The sequence below is a fragment of the Phycicoccus sp. Soil748 genome, from assembly GCF_001428025.1.
Lineage (GTDB): Bacteria > Actinomycetota > Actinomycetes > Actinomycetales > Dermatophilaceae > Pedococcus.
In genome coordinates this window covers 177432-204232 of sequence record NZ_LMSC01000001.1, presented here as the reverse complement: position 1 = coordinate 204232, position 26801 = coordinate 177432, and the positions used below count along the sequence as shown (strand labels likewise).

Sequence of the window (26801 nt, the reverse complement as noted above, 5' to 3'; positions counted from 1 at the left end):
CCTGTCCAGGGGGCGCTGGCCCACCACCAGCGGCGAGGTGGTGCTCGACTCCAGCACCGCCAAGCGGGCCGGGTACGCCGTCGGCGACACGGTCAAGCTCGTGACCAGCGGCGCCCAGCCGGTCGTCACGGCACGGCTCGTCGGTATCGCCGAGTTCAAGGGCGGCACCGTCGGGGCGACCCTGTCCTTCTTCGACACCAGGACGGCCCAGCAGCTCTTCCTCGGCGGCAAGGACGAGTACAGCGACGCCTGGGTGACCGCCGCCGACGGGACCAGCGCGGAGGACCTCGCCAAGGCGGTGCAGGCCAAGCTCCCCAGCGGCTACGAGGCCGTGACCGGCGCGTCCGTCGCCAAGGAGTCGGCCACCGGCATCAACAAGGCGCTCAACTTCATCAACGTCTTCCTTCTCGTCTTCGCCGGCATCGCCCTGTTCGTCGGCTCGTTCCTCATCATCAACACGTTCTCGATCCTCGTCGCCCAGCGCAGCCGCGAGCTCGCCATGCTGCGTGCCCTCGGCGCCGGCCGGCACCAGGTGACGCGGTCGGTGCTGTTCGAGGCGTTCGTCGTCGGGCTCGTCGGGTCGACGGTGGGCCTCGGCCTCGGGTTCGCCCTCGCCATCGGCATCCAGAAGCTGTTCGCCCAGTTCGGGCTCGACCTCAGCGGCTCGCCGCTCGTCTTCCGCCCGAGCACCGCGGTGATCGCGTATGCCGTGGGCCTGGTCGTGACGATGGTCGCCGCCTACCTGCCCGCGCGCCGGGCAGGCAAGATGCCGCCGGTCGCCGCGATGCGCGACGACGTGGCGCTGCCCGAGTCGGCCCTGCACCGCCGGGTGTGGGTGGGGGCCGTGCTCTTCATGGGAGGGCTCGTCGCCGGCTACCTCGGTGCGTTCACGTCGATCTCCAACTCGGCCTACTGGGTCGGCGGTGGTGTCCTTGGCGTCGTCCTGGCCGCCATCCTCACCAGCCCCGTGGTCGGTCGCCCCGTCATCGCCCTCCTCGGGTGGGGCTACCGCCGCAGCTTCGGCGCAGTCGGGGTCATGGCCGAGCAGAACGCCACCCGCAACCCCCGGCGCACCGCAGCAACCGCCTCGGCGCTGATGATCGGCCTCACGCTGGTGTCGATGATGTCGGTCTTCGGCGCCTCGGCGAAGGCCAGCGTCGACAAGTCGATCAACGCCAACTTCGCCGCGGACTACGTGCTGTCCAACGCGGTCGGGTTGCCGTTCTCGACCGCCGTGACCGCCGACGTGGCCAAGGTGCCCGGCGTCGCGACCGTGGCCGCCGTCCGCTATCTGCCGGTGTCGGTCAACCAGGACCGCGGTTTCGCGGCGGCGGTCGACCCGGCGACGTTCGGGAAGGCCGTCCCGGTCGAGTTCCGCAGCGGGTCCCTCGCCGGGCTGAAGGACGGCACCGTCCTGGTGTCGGAGGACCGGGCGAAGAAGCAGCACCTGGCGGTGGGCTCGACGGTGCGCACCGACGTGTCGGGCACTCAGGGCTCGGCGAAGGTGGCCGGGGTCTTCGTCAGCTCGGCAGCGCTGCCCAACTCGATCCTCGTGTCGCTGGCGACCGCGGAGAAGGCCGGGGTGCCGGTGCAGGACAGCGCCGTGTTCGTCGTGCGCGACCGCGGGGCCAAGGCGGCCGCCGTGGAGGCCGGCATCGACAAGGTCATCGCCGACGTGCCGACGGTGACGCTCAAGAACCAGGACGAGTTCGCGGCCGAGCAGCGCAAGCCGATCGACCAGCTGCTCTACATCATCTACGCGCTGCTCGGCCTCGCCGTCATCATCGCGGTGCTCGGCATCGTCAACACCCTCGCCCTGTCGGTGATCGAGCGCACCCGCGAGATCGGGCTGCTGCGGGCGGTCGGCCTGAGCCGACGCCAGCTGCGCACCATGCTGCGGCTCGAGTCCGTCGCCATCGCGCTGCTGGGGGCGGTCCTGGGTGTCGTGCTCGGCCTGGCTGCCGGGTGGGCCCTGCAGCGCAGTCTCGCGGACGACGGCATCGACGTGCTCTCCATCCCCGGGGTCCAGCTCGCGGTGTTCGTCGTGCTGGCCGGGCTGGTCGGGGTGCTGGCCGCGTTGTGGCCGGGGCGCCGGGCCGCTCGTCTCGACGTGCTGCGAGCCATCACCACCGAGTAGCGGACACCGGGCGGGGCGGTCGTCTCTCCGCCCCGGCCCGGTGTCAGCTGAACATCCGCAGGGTCTGCGCCTCGGTCTCGGCGTACTGCGCCCCCGCCGCGGCGAGGACGCCGCCGATGGAGTCGAGCGAGGCGCGGACCTGGCGCTGCGTGCCTTGCCACTCGGCGACCAGCGCCTGGAACCGGGACGACGCGGTGCCGGTCCACGCACCCTGGAGCCCGTTGAGCCGGCCCATCATCGCCGTCACCTGCGCGTCGATCTCGCCCGAGATGCGGGCGATGTCACCGGACGCCGCCTGGATCTGCTCGGTGTCCACCTGGAACTGTGCCGCCATGGCTCCTCCTGAAAAGGGTCTCGGTGCCGGTGCGACACCTCCTGCCGGGAGGCTAGGCCGGACCGACCGACAGGCCGCCGGGTTTTCCACAGGGCCGCCCGGCTCGGGGTAGCGTCGGTCCGTGACCATCTGGATCGACCCGCCCGCGTGGCCCGCCCACGGGCGGCTCTGGTCCCACCTGGTCAGCGACACCTCGTACGCCGAGCTGCACGACTTCGCTGCGGCGCAAGGCATCCCACATCGCGGGTTCGAGGGCGACCACTACGACGTGCCCCAGGAACGCTACGACGCACTCGTCGCCGCGGGGGCGGTCGAGGTCGGCGGCAAGGAGATCGTCCGGATCCTGCAGCGCAGCGGCCTGCGGGTGCAGAAGCGCAAGCACGAGCGAGTCGTCCGCGCGGTCCCCAGTGCGGCCTGGCTGCCCCCGGGGTCACGGGCCGACGTCATCGCCTCCCGACAGCCCGAGCCCCCGGCGAGCACCGTGGTCGTGCGGCTGGCCCTGCTGCGCGGCCCTGACCTGCTCGTCCTGGAACGCCTCACGGGCGGCCTCGACCTCCCGTCGGCGCCGGTCGGCCGGCTCGCGCCCGCGGACGCGCTCGCACGGCTCCTCGAGGTGGTGGCGGGGCCCGGCCACAGGCTGGCGCCGGAGCTGCTCGGCTACGTCCGCAACACCGTGCCGGAGCCGGACGCCGACTACCCGTGGCCGGTGCCGAAGGCCTGCTTCGCCGTCTGGCACGACGCGCTCGGGGTGACGGAGGAGCTGCGCACCGGGGTCGGTCTGTGGGTCCGTCGCGACGAGGCGGCGGCAGAGCTCGGCGAACGCCACTGGTGGCCGCTGGTCACGCACCTCGACGAGTCGCCGCGGTGACCGCTCTCCCCCTGCGGCTGGAGGCGGTCGAGTTCGCCGACGGCTCCGTCGCCCACGTGGTGCTGACGCCGACAGCCGAGCTCGCGCCCCCGGCGGACGTCTTCGCGGCGATGGTCGTGCTGCGCGACGCCCGCGGCTGGTGCGCCGTCACCTGGAGCCCCCGTCGCGGCGAGTGGGGACCGCCAGGCGGCTGGCGCGAGCCCGGTGAGTCGGTCGTCGAGTGCGTGGTCCGCGAGGTCGCGGAGGAGGTCGGGCTCGACCTCGACCCCGAGATGCTGGTGCCCATCGGCCACGAGCAGTTCGAGCCGGTCACCAGCACGGGGCGGTGGCCGAGGCAGGGCGGCTTCATGCAGCTGTATGCCGCCGCGTGGCCGGCGGTGGGGGAGGCGCTCGTCGCACGGGAGGACGACGCCGTCGACCCCCAGTGGGTTGATCCGGGCGAGTTCCTGGCCCGGTCGGGGCGGCAGTTCTGGTGGCCCCTGGTCGAGGTGGGCCTGGCGGACTGACCCCTGGCAGGTCCTGGTCAGATCCGGGTCCGAGCCCGGTCAGCGCCCGGTCAGGGCGTCGAGCTCGTGGGCGAGGTTGGCACGTGCCGCGTCCTCCCAGCGGTCGCGACCCGTCGCCGTCGCGTAGACCGCCTCACGGTCGAGGAACGGCCGCAGGACCGCCGCCCGGCCCGAGCGGAACGCGGCATCGGGTACGGCGGCATACTCCTCGCGCACCTGGGCGGTGTAGTCGGCGTAGCGAGCGGCGTCGGCGGACAGGATCCACAGGTCGGCGTCGTGGAAGGCCGCGGCCAGGCCCTTCGTCGGCAGGGCGTGGGTGGTGCTGGCAAGGACGAGGTCGCGCACCGTGGCCACGTCGTGGGTGCCGAGCCCCAGCGCCCTCAGGTCACGGACGGCGAGGTCGGCGCTCTCCTGCTCGTTGCTCCCGGCTGCGGCGGACGGGTCGTAGACGGCGTCGTGGAACCACCCGGCCAACCGTCCCAGCGCGCCCTCTCGGGCCGTCACCTCGCCACCCTCCTCGAGGTCCTCGAGTGCCCAGAAGACCTCCACGAGGTGGCGGGTGGAGTGGTAGCGGCGGTGCGGCTCGGTCCACCGCTGCAGCAGGTCGGAGCCGATGGCGAGCACGGCGTCGTGGTGGGCGTCGGGCGCGAGCTCGGCGAGGTCGAGCTTCCACCAGGTGATGAGCGCGGGCACGGGGACGAGTGTGTCAGGCCTCGGTGGCGAGAGCCGGGGGAAGCGGCTGGGCGTGGACGACGGTCAGCGCCGACACCGCTCGGGTGAGGACGACGTAGAGGCGTCGCAGACCGGTGCGCTCGTCGGGCTCCGCCGCGGCGATGGCGGTCGGCTCCACGACCACGACCCTGTCGAACTCCAGGCCCTTGGCGACGGTGGCGGGCACGACGTCGACCTGGTGGTCGATGTCGCCATGGTCCTGGCCGAGCACGCCGTGGTCGATCCCCTTGTCCTGCAGCGCCTTCGACACCTTCGAGACCCACTCGTCGGGCACGATGACGCCGATCGACCCGGGCTCGGTGGACTCGGTCGCCACCACCGACGCCGTCTGCGCCAACGCCTTCCCTTCGGCCACCGGGACGATGTCGAGCCGGCCGGGGTTGTCACGGACGGAGACCGGTGCGCCGAGCCCTGCAGCCATGTGCGGGAGCAGCTGCGCGGCGTACTCGATCACGCTGGCAGGCACGCGGAAGCCACGGTCGAGCACCTCGACGTGACTTCCCGGCTTGCCGAGGTGGACCAGCGAAGACTCCCAGGAGTCCGTCGCCCACGGGGTGGTGCCCTGGGCGATGTCGCCGAGCACGGTCGCTGCGCCGGTGGAGCAGCGGCGGCCGACGGCACGCAGCTGCATGGGCGAGAGGTCCTGCGCCTCGTCGAGGACGACGTGGCCGAGCGACGGGGTGCGGGCGATGTGGTCGGCCAGCTCGTCGAGCAGCACCGCGTCGGCGCGCGACCAGCGCGCGGCTCCCTTGCTGCGCGGTGGCTTCTCCCACACGAGGAGCGCCTGCTCGTCGGCGTCCAGGTGGTCCTGCGCATGGCGTGCCAGCTCCTCGCCGTCGGAGAGCAGGGAGAAGAGCACCGCCTTGGCGTCGAGCGCGGGCCACAGCGACGCGGCGTACTTCTTGACGACGGCGCTGCGCGCGACGGTGTCCTGCACCCGGTCGTCGGGGGAGTCGCCCGCGCGCTCCATCTGCAGCAGCACCGCGTGGGCGAGCCTCTGGGGCAGCATCTGCCGGGCTGCGTCGTAGCGCACCCCACGCGTGCGCAGCTCGTCGAGGATCTCGTTGACCTCGTAGGCGGGGACGCGCCACTTGCGCACGCCGCGCGGTACGACGAGCGCCTCGGTCGCGGTCCCCACCTGGGACCACACGGCCGTCCGCAGCACCTCGGCGAGGCGGGCGTCGCCCTTGAGCACCGCCGTCGCCGTGGCGTCGGTGCCACGGACGGGGACGGAGGCGACGAGCTCCTCGATGGTCGTGTGCCCCACGGCCACCTCGCCGAGCGCAGGGAGCACGGCCCCGATGTGCTCGAGGAAGGCGCGGTTGGGACCGATGACCAGGACGCCCGAGCGGGCGAGCTTGTCGCGGAACGCGTAGAGCAGCCATGCGGCACGGTGCAGGCCGACCGCGGTCTTGCCCGTGCCCGGGGCGCCCTGGACGCAGATCGTCTGCTCGGCACCGGCGCGCACGATCTCGTCCTGCTCCGGCTGGATGGTGGCGACGATGTCGCGCATCGGCCCGACTCGCGGCCGCTCGATCTCCTCGGCGAGGATCTGGCTGCGCACGTCGTGCTCGGCGCGGTCCTGGAGGTGCTCGTCCTCGTACGCCGTGATGGCGCCGCGGTCGAGCCCGAACCGGCGGCGCAGCACGATGCCCATCGGCTGGGTCCGGGAGGCGCGGTAGAACGCGGTCGACATCCCGGCGCGCCAGTCGATGACGAGTGGGTCGCCACGGTCGTCGGCGACGTGCCGCCGTCCCACGTACCAGCGTTCGTCGCTGTCGGTGTCGATCCGGCCGAAGAACAGCGTCGTCGAGGGGTCGTCCTCCAGGGACGCCGCCCGCAGGTGGAGGGTACGGGCCAGGTGTTCCGCCGAGATCGGGTCGTGCGCCTGCACCTTGAGCGCCAGGGTCTGCTCACGCATGCGGGCCAGGGCGGCCCGCGCGGTGGTGAGGTAGTCCTGCTCTCGCTTCAGCTCCGGGGCGGGTGTGGAGGCGGCAGACACAAGGACCTACCTTGCCACCGGACGGCCGTCAGGTCGAACGGGTTTCGCCCCACCCCTGGCCCGCACCCACGCACTTGGGGGCAGGAAGGTGAGCGCTGGCTCACCCGCCTGCCCCCAATCGCGGGACCGTCCGGCCAGTCCCTCTACTGGGTGCTGCCGGACTTGGCCACCAAGGTCGCCGTCAGGTCGAGCTGCTTGCCGTCGCGCAGCACCGTCAGAGAGACCTTGTCGCCGACTCCGCGCTCACGGATGTTCGCCACCAGGGCCAGGGCCGAGTCGACGCGCTCGCCGTCGACCGCCACGACCACGTCGCCCTTCCGCAGGCCGGCCTGGGCGGCAGGCGTGCCCTGGGAGATCTGCGAGATCTGGGCGCCGGCCCGCTGGCTGGTGCCGTCGGACGCGGTCCCGTCGGCGAGGCTGACCCCGAGGAACGCGTGCTCCGCCGTGCCCTTGTCGATCAGCTGGCTCGCGATCGACTTGGCCTCGTTGGCCGGGATGGCGAAGCCGATGCCGATGCTGCCGCTCTGGCTGCTGCCACTGGACTGGCCGAGGCTGGCGATGGCCGAGTTGATGCCGATGAGCTGGCCCGAGGCGTTGACGAGCGCGCCACCCGAGTTGCCGGGGTTGATCGCCGCCGACGTCTGGATGGCGTTGGTCACGACGTCACCGGTGCCCCCGGTCTGCGTCTGCGGCTGGCCCTGCCCGAACGGGTTCTGCTGCTGGCTGTTGTCGTCCTCGGCCGCCGTGGTCACGGGCCGGTTGAGGGCGCTGACGATGCCCGTGGTCACCGTGCCCGCAAGCCCGAGCGGGTTGCCGATCGCCATGACCGGGTCGCCGACCTTGATGTCGTCGGAGTTGCCGATGGCGATGGGGGTTAGGTTGCTCGGCGGGTTGTTGAGGGTGATGACGGCGAGGTCGGTGCTCGGGTCGGTGCCCGCGACGGTGGCCGAGTAGGTGCGGCCGTCGTTGAGCGAGACGGTGAGCTTGGCGCCCTGGCCGGCACCGCTGACGACGTGGTTGTTGGTGAGGATGTGGCCCTTGCCGTCGATGATGACGCCGGAGCCCTGGCCCTCGGCGGAGCTCGACGCGACGGTGATGGACACGACGCTCGGGGCGACCGCGGCGGCGGTGGCCGTCCAGTTGGGGTTGGTGGCGTCGGCCTGCACGACCGGCGCGCTGTTCGTGCCGCGGCCCAGCGCCGTCGAGGACGCAGCGGAGGAGGACTGCGCGTCGTCGGTGAGCTGGGCCGCGGCATAGGTGCCGCCGCTCGCGAGGAGGGCGGCGAGCGCCGCGACGGTGGTGAGCTCCGTCCAGCGGCGCCGCTTGCCCGGCTGGGCAGGCTCTGCACCATCCCGTGTGAACGCGGAAGGGGGCGGCCCAGCCGGTGGCTGTGCGGTCGGGGGGTAGGTGGTGCCGGCGCCCGACGCGCCGTGGTGCGGGTCGGCGACGACGGCGCCCTCGCGGGGGAAGGCCTGCGTCTGGCCGTACCAGACCGGCGCCGTGTCGTCGCCGCGGCCGGTGTGCTCCTGCGCGCCGGGGAAGCCGCCGGGAGAGGTCGCGGGGTACGCGCCCTGGTCCGGCGCGGGCTGCTGTGGTGGCTTGCCGCCCTCGCCGGTCGCGCCCGTGTGGGTGTCGTGGTGGGTCTGGGTCATGGCTGTCGCACTCCTCGGTCTGGCTTGGTGACGTCAGTCAACCCTGCCGACGTCAAGGGGTGCTGGGCGCCGGCTGGGAGTTTGCTGTGGGCAGCTCCACGACGAACGTGGCGCCGCCACCAGGGGTCTGCGCGACCCCGATACGCCCCCGGTGACCTGCGACGATGGCAGCGGCGATGGCGAGGCCGAGGCCGTTGCCGCCACCCGATCCGCGCACTCGGGAGGGGTCGGCGCGGAAGAACCGCTCGAAGACCTTCTTGGCCTTGTCCGGCTCCACCCCCGGCCCGTGGTCGCGCACCTCGAGGACCGCCATCCCGTCCGTACGGCGCGAGCCCACCGCGACCTCGAGGGGGGTGCCGGTGGGCGTGTGGTTGAGCGCGTTGGACATGAGGTTGGCGAGCAGCTGGCGCAGCTTCGCCTCGTCGCCCGGCACGGTGGTGGGAGCAAGTGGGCCCTCGAGCCCGCTGACGGTGATGGTGCGGTCGGGCGCGATGGCGCGGGCGTCCTGGGTCGCGTCGGCCGCCAGCACCGTGAGGTCGACGTCGGTGAACCGCAGGGGCCGCTGGTCGTCGAGCCGGGCCAGCATGAGCAGGTCCTCGACGAGCCCACCCATCCGACCGGCCTCGCCCTCGATGCGGGCCATTGCGCTCGCCACGTCGGCCGGCTCGCGGACGGCGCCCTGGCGGTAGAGCTCGGCGTAGCCGCGCACGGCCGCGAGCGGGGTGCGCAGCTCGTGGGAGGCGTCGGCCACGAACTGCCGCATGCGCTCCTCGGAGGCTTCCCGCTGGCTGAACGACTGCTCGATCTGCGCCAGCATCACGTTGAGCGAGCGCGACAGTGAGGTGACCTCGTCCTTGGCGGTGCGGGTGGGTATGCGTCGGGTGAGGTCCCCGTCGGCGATGGCGGCGGCGGTGTCCTCGATCTGGCGCAGGGGCCGAAAGGCGCGTTGCACGGCGTACCAGCCGCCCACGGCGCACGCGACGAGGACGGCGAGGCCGATGAGCAGCTCGACGAGGACGAGCTTGCGCACGGTGCGGTCGACGCTGCCGAGGGGCACCGCGACCACGACCACCGCCTGGCTGCGCCGGATCTGGCCCGCCACGGCCCGCCACTGCATCGGTCCGTCCGCGGAGCCGATCGTGAAGGGTCGACCCGAGCGCACCTGGGGGCTCGACGCGGTCAGTGCGGGGACCTGGGGGTGCAGGGACTCGCCCACCGGGTTGGCGGTGATGGGGGCGCGGCCGTCGTTGGGCAGCACGATGAAGGCGTAGCCGTTGGGGATGCCCTCGCTGATCGCCGAGCCCAGGTCGTTGAAGGCCTGCTCGGCCACGGGGTCGGCAGCCAGGCGGAGCTGCTGGTCGACCCGGCCGAGCAGGTCACGGCGCATGAGGACGGCCGTCGCCGAGGCCGTCAGGGTGAGCGCGAGGAGCAGCAGGACCAGCATGATCGCGATGAGCCGCAGGCGCAGGGGGAGTGCCTCGAGGTGCCGGGCGAACCGCTCGGGCACGACCGGTCGGGCCGCATCGGGACGCCCGGTGGGAGCGACCGGTGACGCAGTCGGCGTGGCCTGCGAAGTGGTCGGCGCGGCCGGCGCGGTGGGCTGGGTCATGGCTCAGGCCTCCGGCGGGCGGCGCAGGACGTAGCCGACACCGCGCTTGGTGTGGATCAGTGCCGGGACGCCGTCGACGTCGATCTTGCGGCGCAGGTAGGAGATGTAGGACTCCACGATGCCGCTCTCGCCACGGAAGTCGTAGTCCCACACGTGGTCGAGGATCTGCGCCTTCGAGAGCACCCGGTTGGGGTTGAGCATGAGGTAGCGCAGCAGCTTGAACTCCGTCGGCGACACGTCGATCGACCGGCCGCCGCGGCGCACCTCGTGGGAGTCCTCGTCGAGCTCGAGGTCCTCGAAGCGCAGGGCCGCGCTCTCGTCGAGCTCGCCGCGGGTACGCCGCAGCACGGCCCGGATGCGCGCGACGACCTCCTCGAGGCTGAACGGCTTGGTGACGTAGTCGTCGCCGCCGACGGTCAGGCCCTTGATCTTGTCGTCGAGGGAGTCGCGGGCGGTGACGAAGACGATCGGCACCTGGCGTCCGCTGTCGCGCAGCTTGCGGGTGACGGTGAACCCGTCCATGTCCGGCAGCATGACGTCGAGCACGACGAGGTCGGGCTGGTGGGCGGCCGCCACGTTCAGGGCGGTCGCGCCGTCGCCGGCGACGTGGACCTCGAACCCTGCGAAGCGCAGCGAGGTCGCGAGCAGCTCACGGATGTTGGGCTCGTCCTCGACGACGAGCAGGCGTGCTTCAGGTGGTGCGGTGGTCACGACCACCAGTGTCCGGGCAGAGTCTGGGAGTTGCCTGTATGGCGTCTGGGCGCGTCGAGCGGCTCGGCGCTGGTCGTCAGGTGGAGCGGGCCACGGCCTTGCGCAGCCCGGCCTGCATCGACTCGAGGGTGAGCGAGAAGTGGGCCTGGGCGCAGCGCCCGGCGCCGTCGGCGTCGCCGAGGACGACGTGGCGGACGAGCTCGGCGTGCTCGGCGCGGGCCTGGGCGAGGAACTCCGGGGCGTAGGGCTCGGCGCCGAACCCCAGGGTCGCCGCGGCGGTGAGGCGGGCGCTGAGCAGGCTGAGGTGGGGGTTGCGGGCGGCGGCCGTGATGAGGCCGTGGATGCGGTGGTCGAGCGCGCGCGCCTCGATCATCCCCTCGACCCGGTCGAAGTCCGCGAGCGCGGCGTGCAGCTCGGCGACGTCGTCGGCCGTGCGTCGCTCGGCGGCCGTGCGCGCGATCATCCCCTCCACGAGGCAGCGGAAGTCGAAGAGCTCGCGCAGCCGCGGCAGCTCGACCTCGAGGGTGCGCCGGGCGACCTGCGGCGCCACCTCCCCCCAGTCCACGGTGGAGACGAAGGTGCCCCCGCCGCGACCGCGACGGGCCTCGACGAGACCCAGCTCGGAGACCTGGCGCAGCGCCTCGCGCAACGTCACGCGCGAGACCCCGAGCGAGGCGGCGAGCTCGCGCTCCGGGGGCAGCCGCTCGCCGGGGGAGTAGGCGCCGACCGCGATCGCCGTGACGAGCCGGTCGGTCAGGGAGGCGGTCATGCTCACGCGCAACGGGTCGAGCCCGATGCCGTGGCCGCTCCCCAGCTGCTCGCCCTCGCTCACGGCCGGAGTCTACGGGTCGCGCGTCTCACGACGGCGTCAAAGGTATTGTCACCAGACCATTTGTGCGGTTGAGTGGCGCGGTCGTCCACCAGGAGATCGTCGTGACAGAAGACAAGGCACCGACAGCAGGCCGCGCCATACCGGCACCGAGCCGGACGGGCACCGTCCCGTTCCGCGGCCACCAGACGTGGTTCCGCGTCACCGGCGACCCCGAGGCGCTGCGACCGGACGCTTCCCAGGCGCCGCTCGTAGTGCTCCACGGCGGCCCGGGCGTCGCCCACGACTACACCCTGGCGATGACGTCACTCGCCGGGGACGGGCGCGCGGTCGTCCACTACGACCAGCTCGGCTGCGGCCTGAGCGCCCACCTGCCCGACGCGGACCCGGCGTCCTGGACGGTGGAGCTGTTCGTCGAGGAGCTGCGCGCGGTCGTGGACCACCTCGGGATCGCCGACCGGTTCCACCTGCTCGGCCAGTCGTGGGGCGGGATGCTCGCCAGCGAGGTCCTGCTCGCCGCGCCCGGTGGCGTTGCCAGCCTGACCATCGCCGACAGCCCCGCCTCGATGACGTTGTGGCTGGAGGCCGCTGCCACCCTCCGGACCCGGCTCCCGGAGGAGGTGCAGGCCACGCTCCTGCACCACGAGGAGCAGGGCACCACCGACAACGCCGAGTACGCCGCGGCCATGCAGGTCTTCTACGACCGGCACGTCTGCCGGGTGGTGCCCAACCCGCCGGAGGTGCTGGCGTCCTTCGCCCAGCTGGAGGCCGACCCGACCGTCTACCACACGATGAACGGCCCGTCGGAGTTCCACGTCGTCGGCACCCTCAAGGACTGGAGCGTCGTCGACCGGCTGCCCGGCATCGCCGTGCCGACGCTGGTCGTCAGCGGCGCGCACGACGAGGCGATGCCGCTGGTGTGGGAGCCGTTCGTCGAGCGCATCCCCGGCGCGCGGTCCCACGTCTTCGCCGACTCCAGCCACATGCCCCACGTCGAGGAGCCCGAGGCCTTCACCCAGGTCGTCGGTGGCTTCCTGCGCGAGCACGACTGAGGCCCGCCCCATACCCCCACCACCCCTCCCACGCTAGGAGCGCCGTGAGCAGCAGCACGCACGACACCGAGCTCGCCGAGTTCGGCTACAAGCAGGAGCTCAACCGCACCCTGTCCACCACCGACCTGATCATCTACGGGCTCGTCTTCATGGTGCCGATCGCGCCGTGGGCCATCTTCGGCGTCGTCTACAACGAGTCCAAGGGCATGGTGCCGCTCGTCTACCTCATCGGCCTGGTCGCGATGATCTTCACGGCGATGTCCTACGCGCAGATGTCGCGCGCCTTCCCGATCGCGGGGTCCGTCTACTCCTACGTAGGCCGCGGGCTCAACCCCAAGCTCGGCTTCCTGGCGGGGTGGACCATCCTGCTCGACTACCTGCTGGTGCCGACGCTGCTCTACGTGTTCGCCGCGGAGTCGATGGCCGGCATCTTCCCGAACATCCCCAAGGCGCTGTGGATCGTCGTCTTCCTCGTCGTCAACACGGGGGTCAACTACATCGGCATCTCGTTCACGGCGATCGTCAACCGGCTCTTCCTCGCGGCGGAGCTGCTGTTCATCGTCGTCTTCATCGTCATGGCCGTCGTCGCGATCTCGCGGGGCACGGGTGGGGCGCACTTCACGACCACGCCCCTGTTCGACTCCGGCGAGTTCACCCCGGGACTCGTCGCGACGGCCCTGTCGATCGCGGTGCTGAGCTTCCTCGGGTTCGACGGCATCGCCACCCTCAGCGAGGAGGCCAAGGGTGGCCGCAAGGCTGCCGGCCTGGCCATGGTCGTCGGCCTCGTGCTCGTCGCGACCTTCTTCGTCTCCCAGACCTGGCTGGCCGCGATGCTCGTCCCCGACACCAAGGAGTTCGCCGCGGCCGACGTCAACAACGCCTTCTTCGGCATCGTCGAGAGCGTGAGCAGCCATGGCTGGCAGGTGGCGTTCCTCGCGATGAACGCGCTCGCGGTCGGCATCGCCAACGCGGTGGCCGCCCAGAGCGCCACCTCGCGGCTGCTCTTCTCGATGAGCCGCGACGGCCGGCTCCCCGGCTTCCTGGCGCACGTCAACACCCGGACCAAGGTGCCCGAGCGCGCCATCCTGCTCGTCGGCGCGCTGACGCTGGTGACCGGCCTCTTCTTCGTCGGCCAGGTCGGGCTCATCTCGTCGCTGGTGAACTTCGGTGCGCTGACCAGCTTCCTGCTGCTGCACGTGTCCGTCTTGAGCTGGTATGCCGTTCGCAACCGGTCGCGCAACGTGTTCCTGCACTGGGTGTCGCCCATCCTGGGCTTCGCCGTGATCGCCTACGTCCTGTGGAACGCCGAGCCGGCCGCGAAGATCGGTGGGCTCGTCTGGCTGGCCATCGGCGTCCTCGTGCTGGCCTGGTACACGACGCACGACCGCGGCATCCTGCCCGAGCACGCCGCGGGCCACTCCGCCGGCATCGGCGCCGTGGACGAGGACCCAGGAGAAGACCCGGAAGAGGGCGCGGGCGAGCGGGCGGAGATCGCGACGGGGGAGCGCGCATGAGCACGCACCTGCTGACCAGGGACCAGGGACGCCCGGGGCTCTCGGCGGCCGACGAACCCGTGCTGCGGGTCGCTGCCGGGGCCGGCGACCGGATCTCCTTCGAGACCGACGACGCCGCCTACGCCCAGATGGAGGAGCTGCGCGACCTCTCGAAGATCACCGCGCCGCTCAACCCGGTCACCGGACCGGTGTTCGTCGAGGGTGCCGAGCCGGGGGATGCCCTCGCCGTCACCATCCACGACATCACCTTCGGCGACGTCGGCTGGTCGGTCTACATCCCGGGCGCCGGCGCGCTCGCCGGCCCGATGGGCGAGGAGTGGTTCGTCCGGCGGATCCCGTTGCGGGACGGGCGAGCCCAGCTCACCGAGCGGCTCGACTGCGCAGTCGCACCGATGGCCGGGTGCGTCATGGTGGCACCGGCCGACGGTGAGCTGTCGACCGTGATGCCCAGCTACCCCACCGGCGGCAACATGGACCTCACGGATGCCGCTCCCGGCTCGACGGTCTACCTGCCGGTGCAGGTGCCCGGTGCGCTGCTCTCCCTCGGCGACCTGCACGCCGTGATGAGCCGTGGCGAGTCGTCGTTCGTCGCGATCGAGGCGGCCGGCCGGGTCACCGTCAGCGTCGACGTGGTCAAGGGACTCGGCTCACGGATGCGGGCCCCGCGGGTCGACACCGGCCGCGAGCTGGTCTGCGTGGGGCTCGGCGACCCGGTCCAGGACTCGATCGACATGGCCTACGAGTCGCTGTTCTCGGTCCTGGTCGACGAGCGCGGCGTGAGTCGTGAGGACGCGTACGTCGTGATGAGCGCCCTCGCGCACACCGAGCTGGGCGGTCCCACCGGCTCCGTCGCGCCCGACCCGCTGCACCCGTTCCGCCCTGTCGGTGCCGTCACGCTCGCCCGCATCGCCCGCGAGGTGCTCGACACCCTCTGACGGCCACGAACTTTCGGCCCATGGCCCGGTATCGGGGCGCGTGAGTGTGGGCGCGCCACGAACTTTCGGCCCATGGCCCGGTATCGGGGCGCGTGAGTGTGGGCGCGCCGTGAACTTTCGGCCCATGGCCCGGTATCGGGGCGCGCGAGGACGACGACGGCGCCCTCCCGTTGCAGGGAGGGCGCCGTCGCCGTGGCGCTGGGGTGCGGCCGCTCCGCTCAGAAGCGGATGAAGGTGTCGAACTGGCCGTGCGCCGAGCCGCGGCTGACGGTGCGCGTGCCGTAGTGCTCCGGGTGGGTCCAGTTGTACTCCTCGACCACGAAGGTGCCGTTGGAGTTCACCTTCGCGACGTAGGCGACGTGGCCGAAGCTGCCTGCGTCGCTCTGGGCGATGTCACCGACGTGCGGGACGCTGCTCGTGGTGACGCCGGCCGCGCGCGCCGCGTCGTCCCAGTGGTTGGCGTTGCCCCAGTGCTGGCCCTTGTAGGAGTTGGTGAAGCCGACGTGCTTGACCGAACGGGCGCGCCAGGCGGCGAAGGACGTGCACTGGCCCTTGTAGAAGTTCCACGGGTCGACGCCGGAGGTCTGGCCGCTGTAGGGGTAGTTGTTGCCGATCACGCCGCTCGGGGTGCTCGGGGCGGGGGTGGAGCCGCCGCAGCTGGGGGCCACGCGACCGTCGGAGCCGGTGTAGACGTAGGCGTCGGAGACGAAGCGGCCGGTGCCGATCTTGTCCCAGGTGTTGGAGGTGCCGTAGGTGCCCTTGACGCTGCTGCCGGTGGTCTGGCAGATGATGTTGACCTTCGTGCCCTTGGCGACGGTGCCCACCTTGGCGTAGCTCGTGCCCGGGCCCTTGCGGACCGACAAGCTCGCGCCGGAGGTCTTGATGGTGCCCGTGGCGGCGTCCGCGGCGACGGCGATCCCGGCGACGGTGCCGAGGCCGACGACGGACGCCACGGCGAGGCGGACCGGCTTGGACGCGATGGTGTTGATGCCCATTCTCTTCAGCTCCTGTGGTGTGGCCCGGCCCCCTCGGCCCGGCTGCTGACCTGAAGGTAGGAGCGCCGGCGCACCGGTGGCGATGGGGAGAGCTCCCCGCCGGGTCGCCATTTCAGCTGGACCGCGTTGGCTGGATTCGTTGCAGCGCAACGTGTCTCGCGCCATGCGGGTGAGGTGGGCGGCGGGGGGAGGGGAGCGCTCCCCCATCGTCACTCCGGGGTCAGGCGGTCGCGGTCGGGAGGTCGTCCGCGTCGACGATGCGGTAGGCGTAGCCCTGCTCGGCGAGGAACCGCTGGCGGTGCGCGGCGAACTCGGCGTCGACGGTGTCGCGGGAGACCACGGTGTAGAAGTGCGCGGTCCGGCCGTCGCCCTTGGGGCGCAGGACCCGACCGAGCCGCTGGGCCTCCTCCTGCCGCGAGCCGAACGTGCCGGACACCTGGATGGCGACGCTCGCCTCGGGCAGGTCGATGGAGAAGTTGGCGACCTTGGACACCACCAGCAGGTCGATCTCCCCGACGCGGAACGCCTGGAAGAGCTTCTGCCGCTGCGCGACCGGCGTCTCACCGGTGATGACGTCGGCACCGAGGCGCTGGGCCAGCTCATCGAGCTGGTCGAGGTACTGCCCGATGACCAGGGTCGGCTCGCCGCGGTGCCGGGCCACGATCTTCTCGACCACCGGGATCTTGACCGGGCTGCACGACGCCAGCCGGTAGCGGTCCTCGGGTTCGGCGGTGGCGTAGGCGAGTCGCTCGGTGTCCGGGAGCGTCACCCGCACCTCGACGCAGTCCGCCGGAGCGATGTAGCCCTGGGCCTCGATGTCCTTCCACGGGGCGTCGTAGCGCTTGGGCCCTATGAGGGAGAAGACGTCGGCCTCGCGGCCGTCCTCACGCACGAGGGTCGCGGTCAGCCCGAGGCGACGCCTGGCCTGCAGGTCGGCCGTCATGCGGAAGATGGGCGCGGGCAGCAGGTGCACCTCGTCGTAGACCACGAGGCCCCAGTCGCGGGCGTCGAGGAGGTCGAGGTGGGTGTAGACGCCCTTCCGGCGGGTCGTCAGCACCTGGTAGGTCGCGATGGTGACGGGCCGGATCTCCTTGCGGGCACCGGAGTACTCGCCGATCTCGTCCTCGGTCAGGCTGGTGCGCTTGAGCAGCTCGTCGCGCCACTGCCGGGCCGAGACGGTGTTGGTGACGAGGATCAGGGTGGTCGCCTTGGCCTGCGCCATCGCACCGGCACCAACGAGGGTCTTGCCGGCGCCGCAGGGGAGGACGACGACGCCCGAGCCGCCGTGCCAGAACCCGTCGACCGCCTGCTGCTGGTAGGGCCGCAGCGACCAGTCCGCGTTGTCGAGGTCGATGCGGTGGGCCTCGCCGTCGACGTATCCGGCCTCGTCCTCAGCCGGCCAGCCGATCTTGAGGAGCTCCTGCTTGAGGTGTCCGCGCTCGGAGGGGTGCACCAGGACGCGGTCCTGGTCGAGGCGGTCTCCGACGAGGGGCTTGATCTTCTTGTGCCGCAACACCTCCTCGAGGACCGGGCGGTCGGTCGTGCGCAGCAGGAGGCCGTGCTCCGGGTCCTTCTCGAGGGTGAGCCTGCCGTAGCGGTCCATCGTGTCGGCGACGTCCACGAGCAGCGCGTGCGGCACGGCGTACCGGCTGTGCGTGATGAGCGCGTTGACGACCTGCTCCGCGTCGTGGCCGGCGGCACGGGCGTTCCACAAGCCCAACGGGGTGACCCGGTAGGTGTGGATGTGCTCCGGTGCGCGCTCGAGCTCGGCGAACGGCGCGATGGCGCGGCGCGCCTCCTCGGCGCTGGGGTGGTCGACCTCCAGCAGCAGGGTCTTGTCGCTCTGGACGATCAGGGGGCCGTCAGGCACGCGTCAGTACCCCGAGCTCGTACCGGTGGAGACGGCCAGCGCGACGAACCCCACGATGGCAATGACCACGACCACGACGGTGATGCCGAGGGCGATCCAGCCCCAGCGGGTCCACTTGGCGGCCTCGGCCGGCTCGTCCTTCTTCGTGGCGGCGAGGATGGCGAAGACCAGCGCCGGGATGCCCGTGCCGCAGGCGCCGATGGTCAGCAGGCCTGAGACGACCAGCAGCGCGATGGTGCTGCCGCTCATGGCCGCCGGGCTCCCCTGGGCGGGGGTCCCGTAGCCGGGGGCGGAGCCGTAGGGCGCGTTGCCGTAGCCGGGAGCCGAACCGTACGGCGCAGAGCCGTACCCGGGCTGCGGCGACGCGGCGCCGTACCCGGGCGGGGAGGGTGGTGTGCCGTACCCGGGCTGGGCGCTGGGAGCGCTGCCGTACCCCGGCTCTGCACCCGGGGCGTTGCCGTAGCCGGGCGGCGGTGGGGGCGGCGGGTAGCTCTGCCCGTAGGGGTTGGGCGGGGGCGCATCGGGGCTCGACGCCGCCGGGACCTGCTGGGTGTCGCCACTGGTGGGCAGCTGCTCGGTGTGCTCGGTGGCGCCGGCGTCGCGGGCCTGGTCCGCCTCACCGCTCTGCCCGAAGGAGGGGCCGCTCGTGGAGAACGACTCGTCACCAGGCGCGGTGGGGTCGCGGTAGGGCTGGCCCTCCGGGTCGTCGTGCCTGGGGGTGTCGCTCATGGGCCGTCCTTCGCTCGTCCGGTACTGCGCCAAATCTAACCCGCGCCCCGCCTGCCGGGGACCAGCCGTACGGATCGGGCTCCGGCCGGCGTGCGGACCCGGGCTGCGGCTGGCCGCGCGGATCAGCCCGTGCGGGTCCGGCCGTGCCCACCCGGAGTGGCAGGATCGGCGTGTGAGCACCGGACTGCCCCAGCGCGAGCCTGCGACCGACCTGCCCGCCGCCGTGACCATCTACGAGGTGGGTCCCCGTGATGGGCTGCAGAACGAGAAGGCCGTCGTGCCTGCGACGGTGAAGGCCGAGTTCGTGCGACGGCTCGCGGGCGCCGGACTCGGCACCATCGAGACCACGGCCTTCGTGCCCCCGAGCTGGGTGCCGCAGCTGGCCGATGCGACCGAGCTGCTCGAGCTGCTCGGCGACGAGGGGCTCGGCCCGCGACGGCCCGTCCTGGTGCCCAACGAACGCGGCCTCGACCGTGCGCTCGAGGCGGGGGTCGGCGCCGTGGCGGTGTTCGGCAGTGCGACCGAGACGTTCGCGCGCAAGAACCTCAACCGCACGGTGGCGGAGTCGGTCGACATGTTCGCGCCGGTGGTCGCCCGGGCCCGCGACGCGGGGCTGTGGGTGCGGGCCTACCTCTCGATGTGCTTCGGCGACCCGTGGGAGGGCCCGGTCCCGGTGGACCAGGTCGTCGACGTCGCCGCCCGGCTCATGGACCTGGGCGCCGACCAGCTCTCCCTCGGCGACACCATCGGGGTCGGCACGACCGGCCACGTGAGCCGGCTCCTGGAGGCGCTGGTGTCCCGCGGCATAGCCGTCGAACGCATCGGTGTGCACTTCCACGACACCTACGGGCAGGCGCTCGCCAACACCATGACCGCCCTGCGCCACGGCGTGACCGTCGTCGACGCCTCGACCGGCGGCCTGGGCGGCTGCCCCTACGCCAAGAGCGCCACCGGCAACCTCGCCACCGAGGACCTCGTCTGGGCCCTCGACGGCGCCGGCGTGAAGACCGGCGTCGACCTCGACGCGCTGGTGCAGACCAGCGTGTGGATGGCCGGCCAGCTCGGGCGCCCGTCGCCCTCGCGGGTCGTGAAGGCCCTCGCCGGCAGCGACGACTGACCCACCGCTGCCCGGTCGGGCGACGACGACCTAGCCGGCTGCTGCCCCGGTGACGCGGTGGATCGACAGCGTGCGGGCGGTGCCGTCGACGGTCCCGTGGACCCGCCCGCCCTCGACGCGTTCGGGCTGGAACAGCAGGCGCTGGACGTGGCCGTCCGCGTCGGAGTAGCCGATCCACACCGGCTGGCGGTCCGCCGCCGCGTCGCGCAGGACGGCGAGCGTGGTGGTCGGGTCGGTGCTCGGCAGGCTGGGTCCGGGACGGCTCGCCAGCTGGTCGCGGTGGTACTGCGCGGCCTCCTCACCGGCGCGCAGCGCACCGACGAGGGTGGTGACCAGCTCGTCGTCCACCCCCGTGGCGGTGACGGGGGCGGAGCGGCGCTGCAGCGGCGTACGGTGCCGCCCGGCCTGGGGGACGACGATGCCGCCGTCCGGGGTCTCGGCCGCCGGGGCGAAGCCGTTCTCGCGCAGGAAGTCGAGCACCGTCTCGGCGGCGACGGGGGAGACCAGCACGGTGGGCGCCACGCTCCTCAGCTGCAGCGGTGACAGCTCGCGCTCGGCGAGCATCGCGCCGAGGGTCGTCTCGTCGTCACAGCGGATGTAGGCCCTCATGGCGCCGACGCGAGCCTGCCCGTGGCGCCGGGCGACGTCGCGGACCAGGTAGTCCAGTGGCTGGGGGATCGGGGTGTGGCTGGCGTCGCCGAGGGCTCCGAGGACCTGGTCGACCGACCAGCCGGCGTCCAGGCACCGTCGCACGGAGTCGGGGGTGAAGCGGTAGACCGTCGCCCCGCCCCGTGACTCGACGTCGGCAACGAGGCGCATGAACGTCGCCAGCCCCCCGGCCAGCGGCCCCGGTGCGATCGCAGTGAGGTCGGCCTGGAGCAGGACGTGCTCGACCGGCGTGGGCAGGTGCGGGTGCATGGCCGCCGCGAGGGACGACTCGTCGCGACCCTCCAAGAGCGCGCGACCCGCGCTGGAGAGAGCTCCACGACCGGTGACCCCGAGCCACTCGGCCTCGCGCAGCACCGCGGCCACGACTGCGTCGACGCTGCCGGGCACCCGTCGGGGGCGGTGCCAGCGGAGGCTGGCCACGACCTCGTCGGCCCGGGGGGCCAGCCCGGTGGGGACTGACGCCAGCAGGTCCAGCACGTCGCGGCGAAGCCCCCGCGCCGGCGGCCAGTGCGCGTCCGGCCCGAGGGCGTTGACCGTCCCGGTCGCGCCGGGAGGTGTCGTGCCCACCACGTGCGGAGCCCGGGTCGTCAGCAGCCAGGCCCGGGCAAGGGCCGCCCAGCGCTGGTCGCCCGGCTGCTGCTGCCACTCGTCGTACGCCGGGGTCGGGGCCCAGGACGGCTCCAGGGAGCCGTCGTCCGCCACGAGACCGGCCGTGTAGGTGAGCTCCGCGACGAAGGCTGCGCGCACCTGGTCGACGTCGAGGACCGAGCCGAGGCGCTTGAGGTCGCGCACGGCCAAGCCGCCCGAGCGCAGTACGCGCGGGGGTCGAAGGCCCCACTCCGCGGCCAGCTCGTCGACGAGCGAGAGCAGGTCGGTGACCTGCTGGCCGGCCGCGGCGTCGACCGCGCCCGGCTCGCGGGTGTCGCCGGTCGGGGCGGGCGCCGACAGGGCGGGCTCGGCGTGGCTGCGGCCGCCGCGCAGCGCCAGGGCGACCTCACGCGGCAGGACGAGCTGCTCCGTACCCACCGACGCGACCAGGTGGTGCTCCAGCAGCCAGCGGGCGCCGGTGGCCACCCGCTCCGGGGTGCCGGCGGGCAGGACCGCCACCGGCGGGCCCCAGGTGAGGCGGTCGAGGATGGCGCGGGCTGCCGCCGGTGCCTGGTCGACCAGCGTCGCCACGTCGTCCGGCGCTGTCGGCCTGCCTGCGAGGTCGCTCGCACTCGGACCGAGCCCCGCCGGGTGCACGAGCACCTCGCCGACGGTCCGCACCACCCGCAGCCCCTCGGGGCTGCGCCAGAGCAGGGCCAGTGCCCAGAGGTCGTCCACGGTGGGGGCCACCTGCTCCGTCGTCGCACCGAGGAGGGCGGCGAGGGCCTCCGCCGTCACGGGTTGGGGAGCTGCGCTCGCCGCCTCGAGGACCTGGAGGTGGGCCAGGTCGAGGGAGTCGACCGCACGCTGCACGCTCGCGCGGGTGCTGGCCCGGGCTGCCAGGGCGGAGAGGTCGGCGGGAGCCGGGCGGGCCAGGTCCTGACGCCGGTGGAGCAGGTCGTGCAGCTCGGCGTCGGTGCGTGCCCGCACGTCGTCGGCCATCGACCGCGCTGCGACCGGCGCGGGTCGGGTCGGAGTGGGCACCGGACCACGGTAGTCCGCGGGGCCGACGCCGCGTCGACCGCGCCACCGCTCGGCCGGGCGGTCGACGACCGTCCACGGCCTCCTGCTCGTGGTGCCGAGCTCGCCTGGAGGTCCCAGCCCGTTCCCAGCACGGTCACAGGTTTCCCATCCAGACTCGTGCTCGCGAGAGGAGCCGTGATGTCGGAACCGACAGGACCCACCAACCCGCCCCAGGGGCAGCCGCTCGGCGGCACGCCCCAGGGAGGGCAGCCCACGCAGCCGCTGCAGGCCGGCGCCGTGCCGCCCACGGGTCGACCCGGCCCGCAGCCCCAGGGTGCGCCACAGCCCCAGGGCGCCCCACAGCCCCAGGGCACGTCGTACGGCGCCCCTGCACCGGGTCCCCACCACCCCGCACCCGGCCCCGGGCCCGGCGGTCCCTCACCCGCTGTGCCCGAGCCGGGTGCGGCACGACCGGGCCTGTGGCGCCAGGCCACCTCGACCACCGGCGGCGTCATCGCTGTCGTCGTGGCCGCGGGGCTGTGCCTGCTGCTCGTCCTCGGGTTGGTCGGCGTCGGTGCCGTCGCCGCGGTCCGCGCCTGGTCGGGACACGACCGGGGCGCCCGGGTCGAGCAGGTCGGACCAGCCCAGCGCGAGCTCGGCCGCCAGGGGCCGGGTCGCATGCCCATGGGTGGAGGCGCTCGCGGCATGGGGGGAGGGGCGCGCGGCATGGGCGGTGCGGGCGCCGACCCCCTCGCCGGAGGTCGGCTGGGTGGCCCGCTGGGTACGGTGCAGCACGGCGAGGTGACGGTGCGCGACAGCTCCGGCACCACGGTCGTGATGACGGTCCAGCGCGGGACGGTCACGGCCTCGAGTGCCTCGTCGCTGTCGGTCAAGAGCGCCGACGGCTTCGTGGGCACGTACACCGTCGACTCGACCACGCGTGGCGCCGGCTCGGCTCCGGCCAAGGGTGACGTGGTCCTCGTCGTGGCGAAGAAGTCCGGCGGCCCGGCGGTCGTCGTCCGGGTGCTGCGCAAGGCCTGACAGCCGGTTCGGCGGCGCACTGCTGTTGCTGGGGAGGGTGGTCGAGGCGGCGAGGCCAGCTGCCCGGCGGCCGCGACCGGTGGCCGCTAGCGTGGGCCGGGTGAGCACCTTTCCCAGTGGTGAGCAGTGGGTCCTGCGTCACGGTCGCCAGGAAGCCACCGTCGTCGAGGTCGGCGGCGGCCTGCGCACCTACACGGTCGGCGGCGTCGACGTCGTGGCCGGCTACGCCGCCGACGAGGTCTGCCGCTCCGGCCGCGGCCAGGTGCTGATGCCGTGGCCGAACCGGGTCCGCGGCGGTCGCTACACCTTCGCCGGTGCCGACCACCAGGTGGCCATCACCGAGATCCCCCTGTCCAACGCCAACCACGGCCTCGTCCGATGGTTGCCCTGGCAGCTGCACTGGCACGCCGACGACTGGTCGGCGCTCACCGTCCGCGCGCGTCTGCACCCGCAGCCCGGCTGGGACGGCATCCTCGACGTCAGCGTCAACTACGTCCTGGACTCCGGCGGCCTCACGGTGAGCGCCCACGCCGTCAACGTCGGGGGCAGCCCCGTGCCGTTCGGGTACGGCGCGCACCCCTACGTCGCGCTCGGGGAGACGTCCCTCGCCGAGGTCGAGCTGACCGTCCCGGCGGCGCAGGAGGTGCTGGTCGACGACACGATGATCCCGACCGGCACCGCGACCGTCCGCCCGGAGATGGACTTCCGGCACCCCCGGGCGCTGGGGAGCACCAGCCTCGACACCGCGTACACCGGCCTCGAGCGCACCCGGGACGGCGGCGCCTGGGGTGTGGTCGTCGGCGGTCTCTCGACCGGTGACGTCACGGTCTGGGGCGGTCCGGGCCTCGACTGGGCCCAGGTCTTCACCGCCAAGGGCGCCGACTCCGGGGTCGACGGGGTCCGTGGCATCGCCGTCGAGCCGATGTCGTGCCCGAGCAACGCGTTCAACTCCGGCGACGGCCTGGTCGTGCTCGACCCCGGTCAGTCGTGGTCGGGCACCTGGGGCATCGCGCCCGCGCTGCTGGGCTGAGCCACGCTGCTGGGAGTCGCCGCGAGGCCCGGTGCCGGAGCGGGGGCAGCCTCGGCCGCATCGGTTGCCGTGAGGGGTGGCTGCACGCCGTTGACGAAGGGCGTGATGCGACGCTCGACGGCCCGGGCGAGCAGCACCATCAGCCCACAGCTGACGACGAGCATGACCACGAACTCGGTGGACCACCCGTGGTTGAGCATGAAGCCGGCCACCACTGGTCCGAGGATCGTGCCGCCCTGGAAGGCGCCGGCGCTCACCGCGTTGTAGCGGCCACGCAGGTGGTCCGGTGCCAGGTCGTTGGTGATCGCCGGGATGGTGGGCTGCAGGAGCGTCTCCCCGAGGGCGAAGAACGCGTGGAACGCCAGCACCCCGGCCGCCGCCAGGGCTGTCCCCGGCGCGAACCCGGTCGAGCCGAGCACCACCCACGCCAGGGCCCAGAGCCCGGCCATGACCGTGAGGACCCGGGTGCGGCGCCGGCCGCTGATCCGGTGGAGCACGGCGAACTGCAGCCCGACGATAACCGCGGTGTTGAGGGCGAACGCGAACCCGATGACCTCCGTCGGCACCTCGCTGACCTTGCGCGCGAAGGCGGGGAACCCGGCCTCCATCTGGCCGTAGCCGACGAACGTGCCGAGGAAGGTCAGCACCGTGATCCACACGACCACCGGGTTGCGGACGATCTCGAGGTAGGACCCACCCGAGCCCTGGGTGCCCTCAGGCTTCTCGGCACGGCCGTGGACGTGGCGCAGCGGCCCGAGGAGCAGGGCGATCGGCACCAGCATGCTGGCGGCGTCGGCGAGGAAGATCACCGTGAACGTCGAGGGGTGGTGCACGTCGGCGTAGAGGCCGCCGATGATGCCGCCGAGGCCGATGCCGAGGTTGACCAGGGCGAAGTTGATGCCGAAGTACTGCTGGCGCGCAGGCCCCGTGGTGATGGCGGCGACGAGGGCGTTGAACGCCGGCCACGAGACGCCGAAGTTGAAGCCCAGGAACGTGAACGCCAGGGCCACACCCAGCGGTGTCGTCGCGAAGGCCAGCACCACGCACCCGACGAGCTGGGCGGCCGTGGCCAGCAGCAGCATCCGCCGCGCCCCGACCCGGTCGGTCAGGGCGCCGCCGGGGCCGGTCACGACCAGCGCGACCACGGCGATGAACGCCATGAGCGCCCCGGCGAGGTCGAGGGAGATGCCGCGGACCTCGTTGAGGTAGATGACGGTGAACGGCAGGGTGAGCCCACGGCCCAAGGTCTGGATGGCCACGGTCGACAGGAGCCAGCGACCCGGGACGGGCAGGTCGGCCCAGAACTGGCGCACGCCAGGTTTGGGGGTCGAGGACTCACTCACCCGCACATCCTCCCGCACCCCACCGACAGCCCGACACCGGTTATCCCGCACGGGGGAGCCGTGCGCAGCGGCCGCCCCGGCGGCATACGCAGGACGAACGCGGTCGCGCACGGGAAAGGATTTGGCACCCTCAGATAGCCTTGCGATGCGCACCGAGCGCACCCAGACTTTTTCGATGTAGAGGTGGACAGTGCCCACTGGCAAGGTCAAGTGGTACGACGCGGAGAAGGGCTTCGGCTTCATCTCCGGCGACGACGGCAGCGACGTGTTCCTGCACGCCAACGCGCTCCCTGAGGGCGTGAGCACGCTCAAGGGCGGCACGCGCGTCGACTTCAGCGTGGCCGAGGGGCGCCGCGGCACCCAGGCGCTCGCGGTGACGCTGCTCGAGCCGGCCCCCAGCGTGGCCGCGGGCAAGCGCGAGCAGGGCCGCAAGTCGCCCGAGGACCTCGCGCCGCTCGTCGAGGACGCCATCAAGCTGCTCGACAGCGCGTCCAACTCCCTTCGTCGCGGCCGTCGCCTCGACAAGGAGCACGGCACCAAGGTCGCCCAGGTGCTCCGGTTCCTCGCCGACCAGCTGGAGCCGTGAGGATGGCCGCCCTCAAGCGGGACCTGGTTTTGCACGCCGCCGTCGACCTGGCCCGCGAGGCCGCCGAGTCCATCGCCGAGTCGGGCACGGTCGGCGACCACCTCGGGATGGAGATGGACGACGAGCGCCTCGCCACCCACTACTTCGCCTGCACCGCGCGGTCCTACCCCGGCTGGCGCTGGGCCATCACCGTGGCCCGGGTACCGCGCGGCAAGGTCGCCACGGTGTGCGAGACCAACCTCGTCCCCGGTGACGGCGCGCTGCTCTCTCCGGAGTGGCTCCCGTACGCCGACCGCATCGCCCCCGGCGACCTCGGTGCCGGCGACGTGCTCCCCTACAAGGAGGACGACCCGCTGCTCGAGCCCGGGTTCGAGGCCACGGGCGACGAGGAGGTCGACGAGCTCGCGACGTTCGAGCTCGGCCTCGGCCGCAAGCGCGTGCTGTCGGCCGAGGGTCGCGAAGCCGCGGCGCAGCGCTGGTACGAGGGTGAGAACGGCCCGCACGCCGACGTCGCCGAGAAGGCCTCCGCACCCTGCTCCTCCTGCGGCTACTTCCTGCCGATGGCAGGTGCCCTCCGCTCTTTTTTCGGCGTGTGCGCCAACGCCTGGTCGCCTTCCGACGGTCGCGTCGTGAGTCTTGACCACGGCTGCGGCGCCCACTCCGAGGTCGACGCCGAGCCCGCCGAGCACGTCCACACCGGCGAACCCATCGTCGACGAGCTGAGCTACGACCTCGTCTGACCCGGGTNTGGGCGCCCTCGGGTCGACCCGGCCCCGCGCGCCTCGACCCCTTCTGCGCAAAGCGGGTGTCGTTCGGCAACACGGGACTTATATGCCCGGTGTTTGCCGAACGACACCCGCTTTGTCGCGTCGGCGGCGTCCACAGGACGACTCGCTGTCCAGCGTTGTCCACAGCCGACGCCCTGCGGA

23 protein-coding genes are annotated in these 26801 nt (G+C 72.7%); 11 read left to right on the top strand and 12 right to left on the bottom strand.

Going from position 1 to position 26801, the window contains the following annotated elements; genetic code table 11:
- Positions 1 to 37 precede the first annotated feature (37 nt).
- Positions 38 to 2137 (top strand): ABC transporter permease, encoded by a 2100-nt coding sequence (locus ASG70_RS00980; RefSeq protein WP_369818857.1) that lies wholly within the window; start codon positions 38 to 40, stop codon positions 2135 to 2137.
- A gap of 43 nt (positions 2138 to 2180) precedes the next feature.
- Here ASG70_RS00980 and ASG70_RS00975 read toward each other — a convergent pair whose 3' ends face one another.
- Positions 2181 to 2471 (bottom strand): WXG100 family type VII secretion target, encoded by a 291-nt coding sequence (locus ASG70_RS00975; RefSeq protein ID WP_056881985.1) that lies wholly within the window; start codon positions 2469 to 2471, stop codon positions 2181 to 2183.
- A 121-nt stretch (positions 2472 to 2592) separates the two neighbouring features.
- Here ASG70_RS00975 and ASG70_RS18720 point away from each other — a divergent pair, with 121 nt between their 5' ends.
- Positions 2593 to 3339, top strand: a complete 747-nt coding sequence (locus ASG70_RS18720) for a DUF4031 domain-containing protein (RefSeq protein WP_082589885.1) — start codon at positions 2593 to 2595, stop codon at positions 3337 to 3339.
- A complete protein-coding gene (locus ASG70_RS00965) occupies positions 3336 to 3845 on the top strand; it encodes an NUDIX hydrolase (protein WP_056881984.1) in 510 nt (169 codons plus the stop codon). Before ASG70_RS18720 ends, ASG70_RS00965 begins: the two co-directional genes overlap by 4 nt.
- 39 nt (positions 3846 to 3884) lie before the next feature.
- On the opposite strand, the gene ASG70_RS00960 is transcribed toward ASG70_RS00965, so the two are convergent.
- The 6 genes from ASG70_RS00960 to ASG70_RS00935 all read right to left on the bottom strand — a co-directional run bounded on the left by ASG70_RS00960 (position 3885) and on the right by ASG70_RS00935 (position 11383).
- A complete protein-coding gene (locus tag ASG70_RS00960) occupies positions 3885 to 4538 on the bottom strand; it encodes a hypothetical protein (protein ID WP_056881983.1) in 654 nt (217 codons plus the stop codon).
- A gap of 13 nt (positions 4539 to 4551) precedes the next feature.
- Positions 4552 to 6579 carry an AAA family ATPase gene (locus tag ASG70_RS00955; protein WP_056881982.1) on the bottom strand — a complete coding sequence of 676 codons (2028 nt, stop codon included), beginning with the start codon at positions 6577 to 6579 and terminating at the stop codon, positions 4552 to 4554.
- 143 nt (positions 6580 to 6722) lie between these two features.
- Positions 6723 to 8231: a trypsin-like peptidase domain-containing protein gene (locus ASG70_RS00950; protein ID WP_082589883.1), complete on the bottom strand. Its 1509-nt coding sequence runs from the start codon at positions 8229 to 8231 to the stop codon at positions 6723 to 6725.
- A 52-nt stretch (positions 8232 to 8283) separates the two neighbouring features.
- On the bottom strand, positions 8284 to 9840 hold the full coding sequence (locus ASG70_RS00945; RefSeq protein WP_082589881.1) for a cell wall metabolism sensor histidine kinase WalK: 1557 nt from the start codon (positions 9838 to 9840) through the stop codon (positions 8284 to 8286).
- A 3-nt stretch (positions 9841 to 9843) separates the two neighbouring features.
- Positions 9844 to 10551 carry a response regulator transcription factor gene (locus tag ASG70_RS00940; protein ID WP_056882071.1) on the bottom strand — a complete coding sequence of 236 codons (708 nt, stop codon included), beginning with the start codon at positions 10549 to 10551 and terminating at the stop codon, positions 9844 to 9846.
- A 76-nt stretch (positions 10552 to 10627) separates the two neighbouring features.
- Positions 10628 to 11383: a FadR/GntR family transcriptional regulator gene (locus tag ASG70_RS00935; RefSeq protein ID WP_056881981.1), complete on the bottom strand. Its 756-nt coding sequence runs from the start codon at positions 11381 to 11383 to the stop codon at positions 10628 to 10630.
- Between the two features lie 101 nt (positions 11384 to 11484).
- On the opposite strand from ASG70_RS00935, the gene ASG70_RS00930 reads away from it, so the two are divergent.
- From ASG70_RS00930 to ASG70_RS00920, 3 genes are read left to right on the top strand one after another with little or no spacing between them, the layout of a single operon-like run.
- Complete coding sequence (locus ASG70_RS00930; protein ID WP_082589921.1) at positions 11485 to 12432, top strand: proline iminopeptidase-family hydrolase; 948 nt, start codon at positions 11485 to 11487, stop codon at positions 12430 to 12432.
- A gap of 44 nt (positions 12433 to 12476) precedes the next feature.
- Positions 12477 to 13946, top strand: a complete 1470-nt coding sequence (locus ASG70_RS00925) for an APC family permease (protein ID WP_082589880.1) — start codon at positions 12477 to 12479, stop codon at positions 13944 to 13946.
- Positions 13943 to 14881 carry an acetamidase/formamidase family protein gene (locus ASG70_RS00920; RefSeq protein WP_056881980.1) on the top strand — a complete coding sequence of 313 codons (939 nt, stop codon included), beginning with the start codon at positions 13943 to 13945 and terminating at the stop codon, positions 14879 to 14881. Before ASG70_RS00925 ends, ASG70_RS00920 begins: the two co-directional genes overlap by 4 nt.
- Before the next feature lie 218 nt (positions 14882 to 15099).
- Here the strand turns inward: ASG70_RS00920 and ASG70_RS19450 are convergent, their stop codons facing one another.
- From ASG70_RS19450 to ASG70_RS00905, 3 genes are all read right to left on the bottom strand, one after another.
- Positions 15100 to 15876, bottom strand: a complete 777-nt coding sequence (locus tag ASG70_RS19450) for a CHAP domain-containing protein (RefSeq protein ID WP_056881979.1) — start codon at positions 15874 to 15876, stop codon at positions 15100 to 15102.
- A gap of 220 nt (positions 15877 to 16096) precedes the next feature.
- Positions 16097 to 17746, bottom strand: a complete 1650-nt coding sequence (locus tag ASG70_RS00910) for a DNA repair helicase XPB (RefSeq protein ID WP_056881978.1) — start codon at positions 17744 to 17746, stop codon at positions 16097 to 16099.
- A gap of 3 nt (positions 17747 to 17749) precedes the next feature.
- Positions 17750 to 18475 carry a hypothetical protein gene (locus ASG70_RS00905; RefSeq protein ID WP_056881977.1) on the bottom strand — a complete coding sequence of 242 codons (726 nt, stop codon included), beginning with the start codon at positions 18473 to 18475 and terminating at the stop codon, positions 17750 to 17752.
- 172 nt (positions 18476 to 18647) lie between these two features.
- Here ASG70_RS00905 and ASG70_RS00900 point away from each other — a divergent pair, with 172 nt between their 5' ends.
- Positions 18648 to 19592, top strand: a complete 945-nt coding sequence (locus tag ASG70_RS00900) for a hydroxymethylglutaryl-CoA lyase (protein ID WP_056881976.1) — start codon at positions 18648 to 18650, stop codon at positions 19590 to 19592.
- Between the two features lie 30 nt (positions 19593 to 19622).
- Here the strand turns inward: ASG70_RS00900 and ASG70_RS00895 are convergent, their stop codons facing one another.
- Positions 19623 to 21893, bottom strand: coding sequence for a helicase-associated domain-containing protein (locus ASG70_RS00895; RefSeq protein ID WP_235531284.1), 2271 nt, complete (start codon positions 21891 to 21893; stop codon positions 19623 to 19625).
- Positions 21894 to 22070: 177 nt separating this feature from the next.
- Between ASG70_RS00895 and ASG70_RS00890 the strand changes: the two genes are divergently transcribed.
- Both ASG70_RS00890 and ASG70_RS00885 read left to right on the top strand, forming a co-directional pair.
- The gene (locus ASG70_RS00890; RefSeq protein ID WP_156399752.1) at positions 22071 to 22913 is read left to right on the top strand and encodes a hypothetical protein; all 843 of its coding nucleotides are present in this window, start codon (positions 22071 to 22073) and stop codon (positions 22911 to 22913) included.
- 100 nt (positions 22914 to 23013) lie between these two features.
- Positions 23014 to 23943: an aldose 1-epimerase family protein gene (locus ASG70_RS00885; protein ID WP_235531283.1), complete on the top strand. Its 930-nt coding sequence runs from the start codon at positions 23014 to 23016 to the stop codon at positions 23941 to 23943.
- Here ASG70_RS00885 and ASG70_RS00880 read toward each other — a convergent pair.
- A complete protein-coding gene (locus ASG70_RS00880) occupies positions 23895 to 25286 on the bottom strand; it encodes an MFS transporter (RefSeq protein ID WP_235531282.1) in 1392 nt (463 codons plus the stop codon). The two genes, ASG70_RS00885 and ASG70_RS00880, sit on opposite strands and share 49 nt — an antisense overlap.
- A gap of 190 nt (positions 25287 to 25476) precedes the next feature.
- Between ASG70_RS00880 and ASG70_RS20240 the strand changes: the two genes are divergently transcribed.
- Together ASG70_RS20240 and ASG70_RS00870 are read left to right on the top strand one after the other, a co-directional pair.
- On the top strand, positions 25477 to 25872 hold the full coding sequence (locus ASG70_RS20240) for a cold-shock protein (protein ID WP_056881972.1): 396 nt from the start codon (positions 25477 to 25479) through the stop codon (positions 25870 to 25872).
- 2 nt (positions 25873 to 25874) lie between these two features.
- Complete coding sequence (locus ASG70_RS00870) at positions 25875 to 26612, top strand: DUF3027 domain-containing protein (RefSeq protein ID WP_056881971.1); 738 nt, start codon at positions 25875 to 25877, stop codon at positions 26610 to 26612.
- Positions 26613 to 26801: the final 189 nt, after the last annotated feature.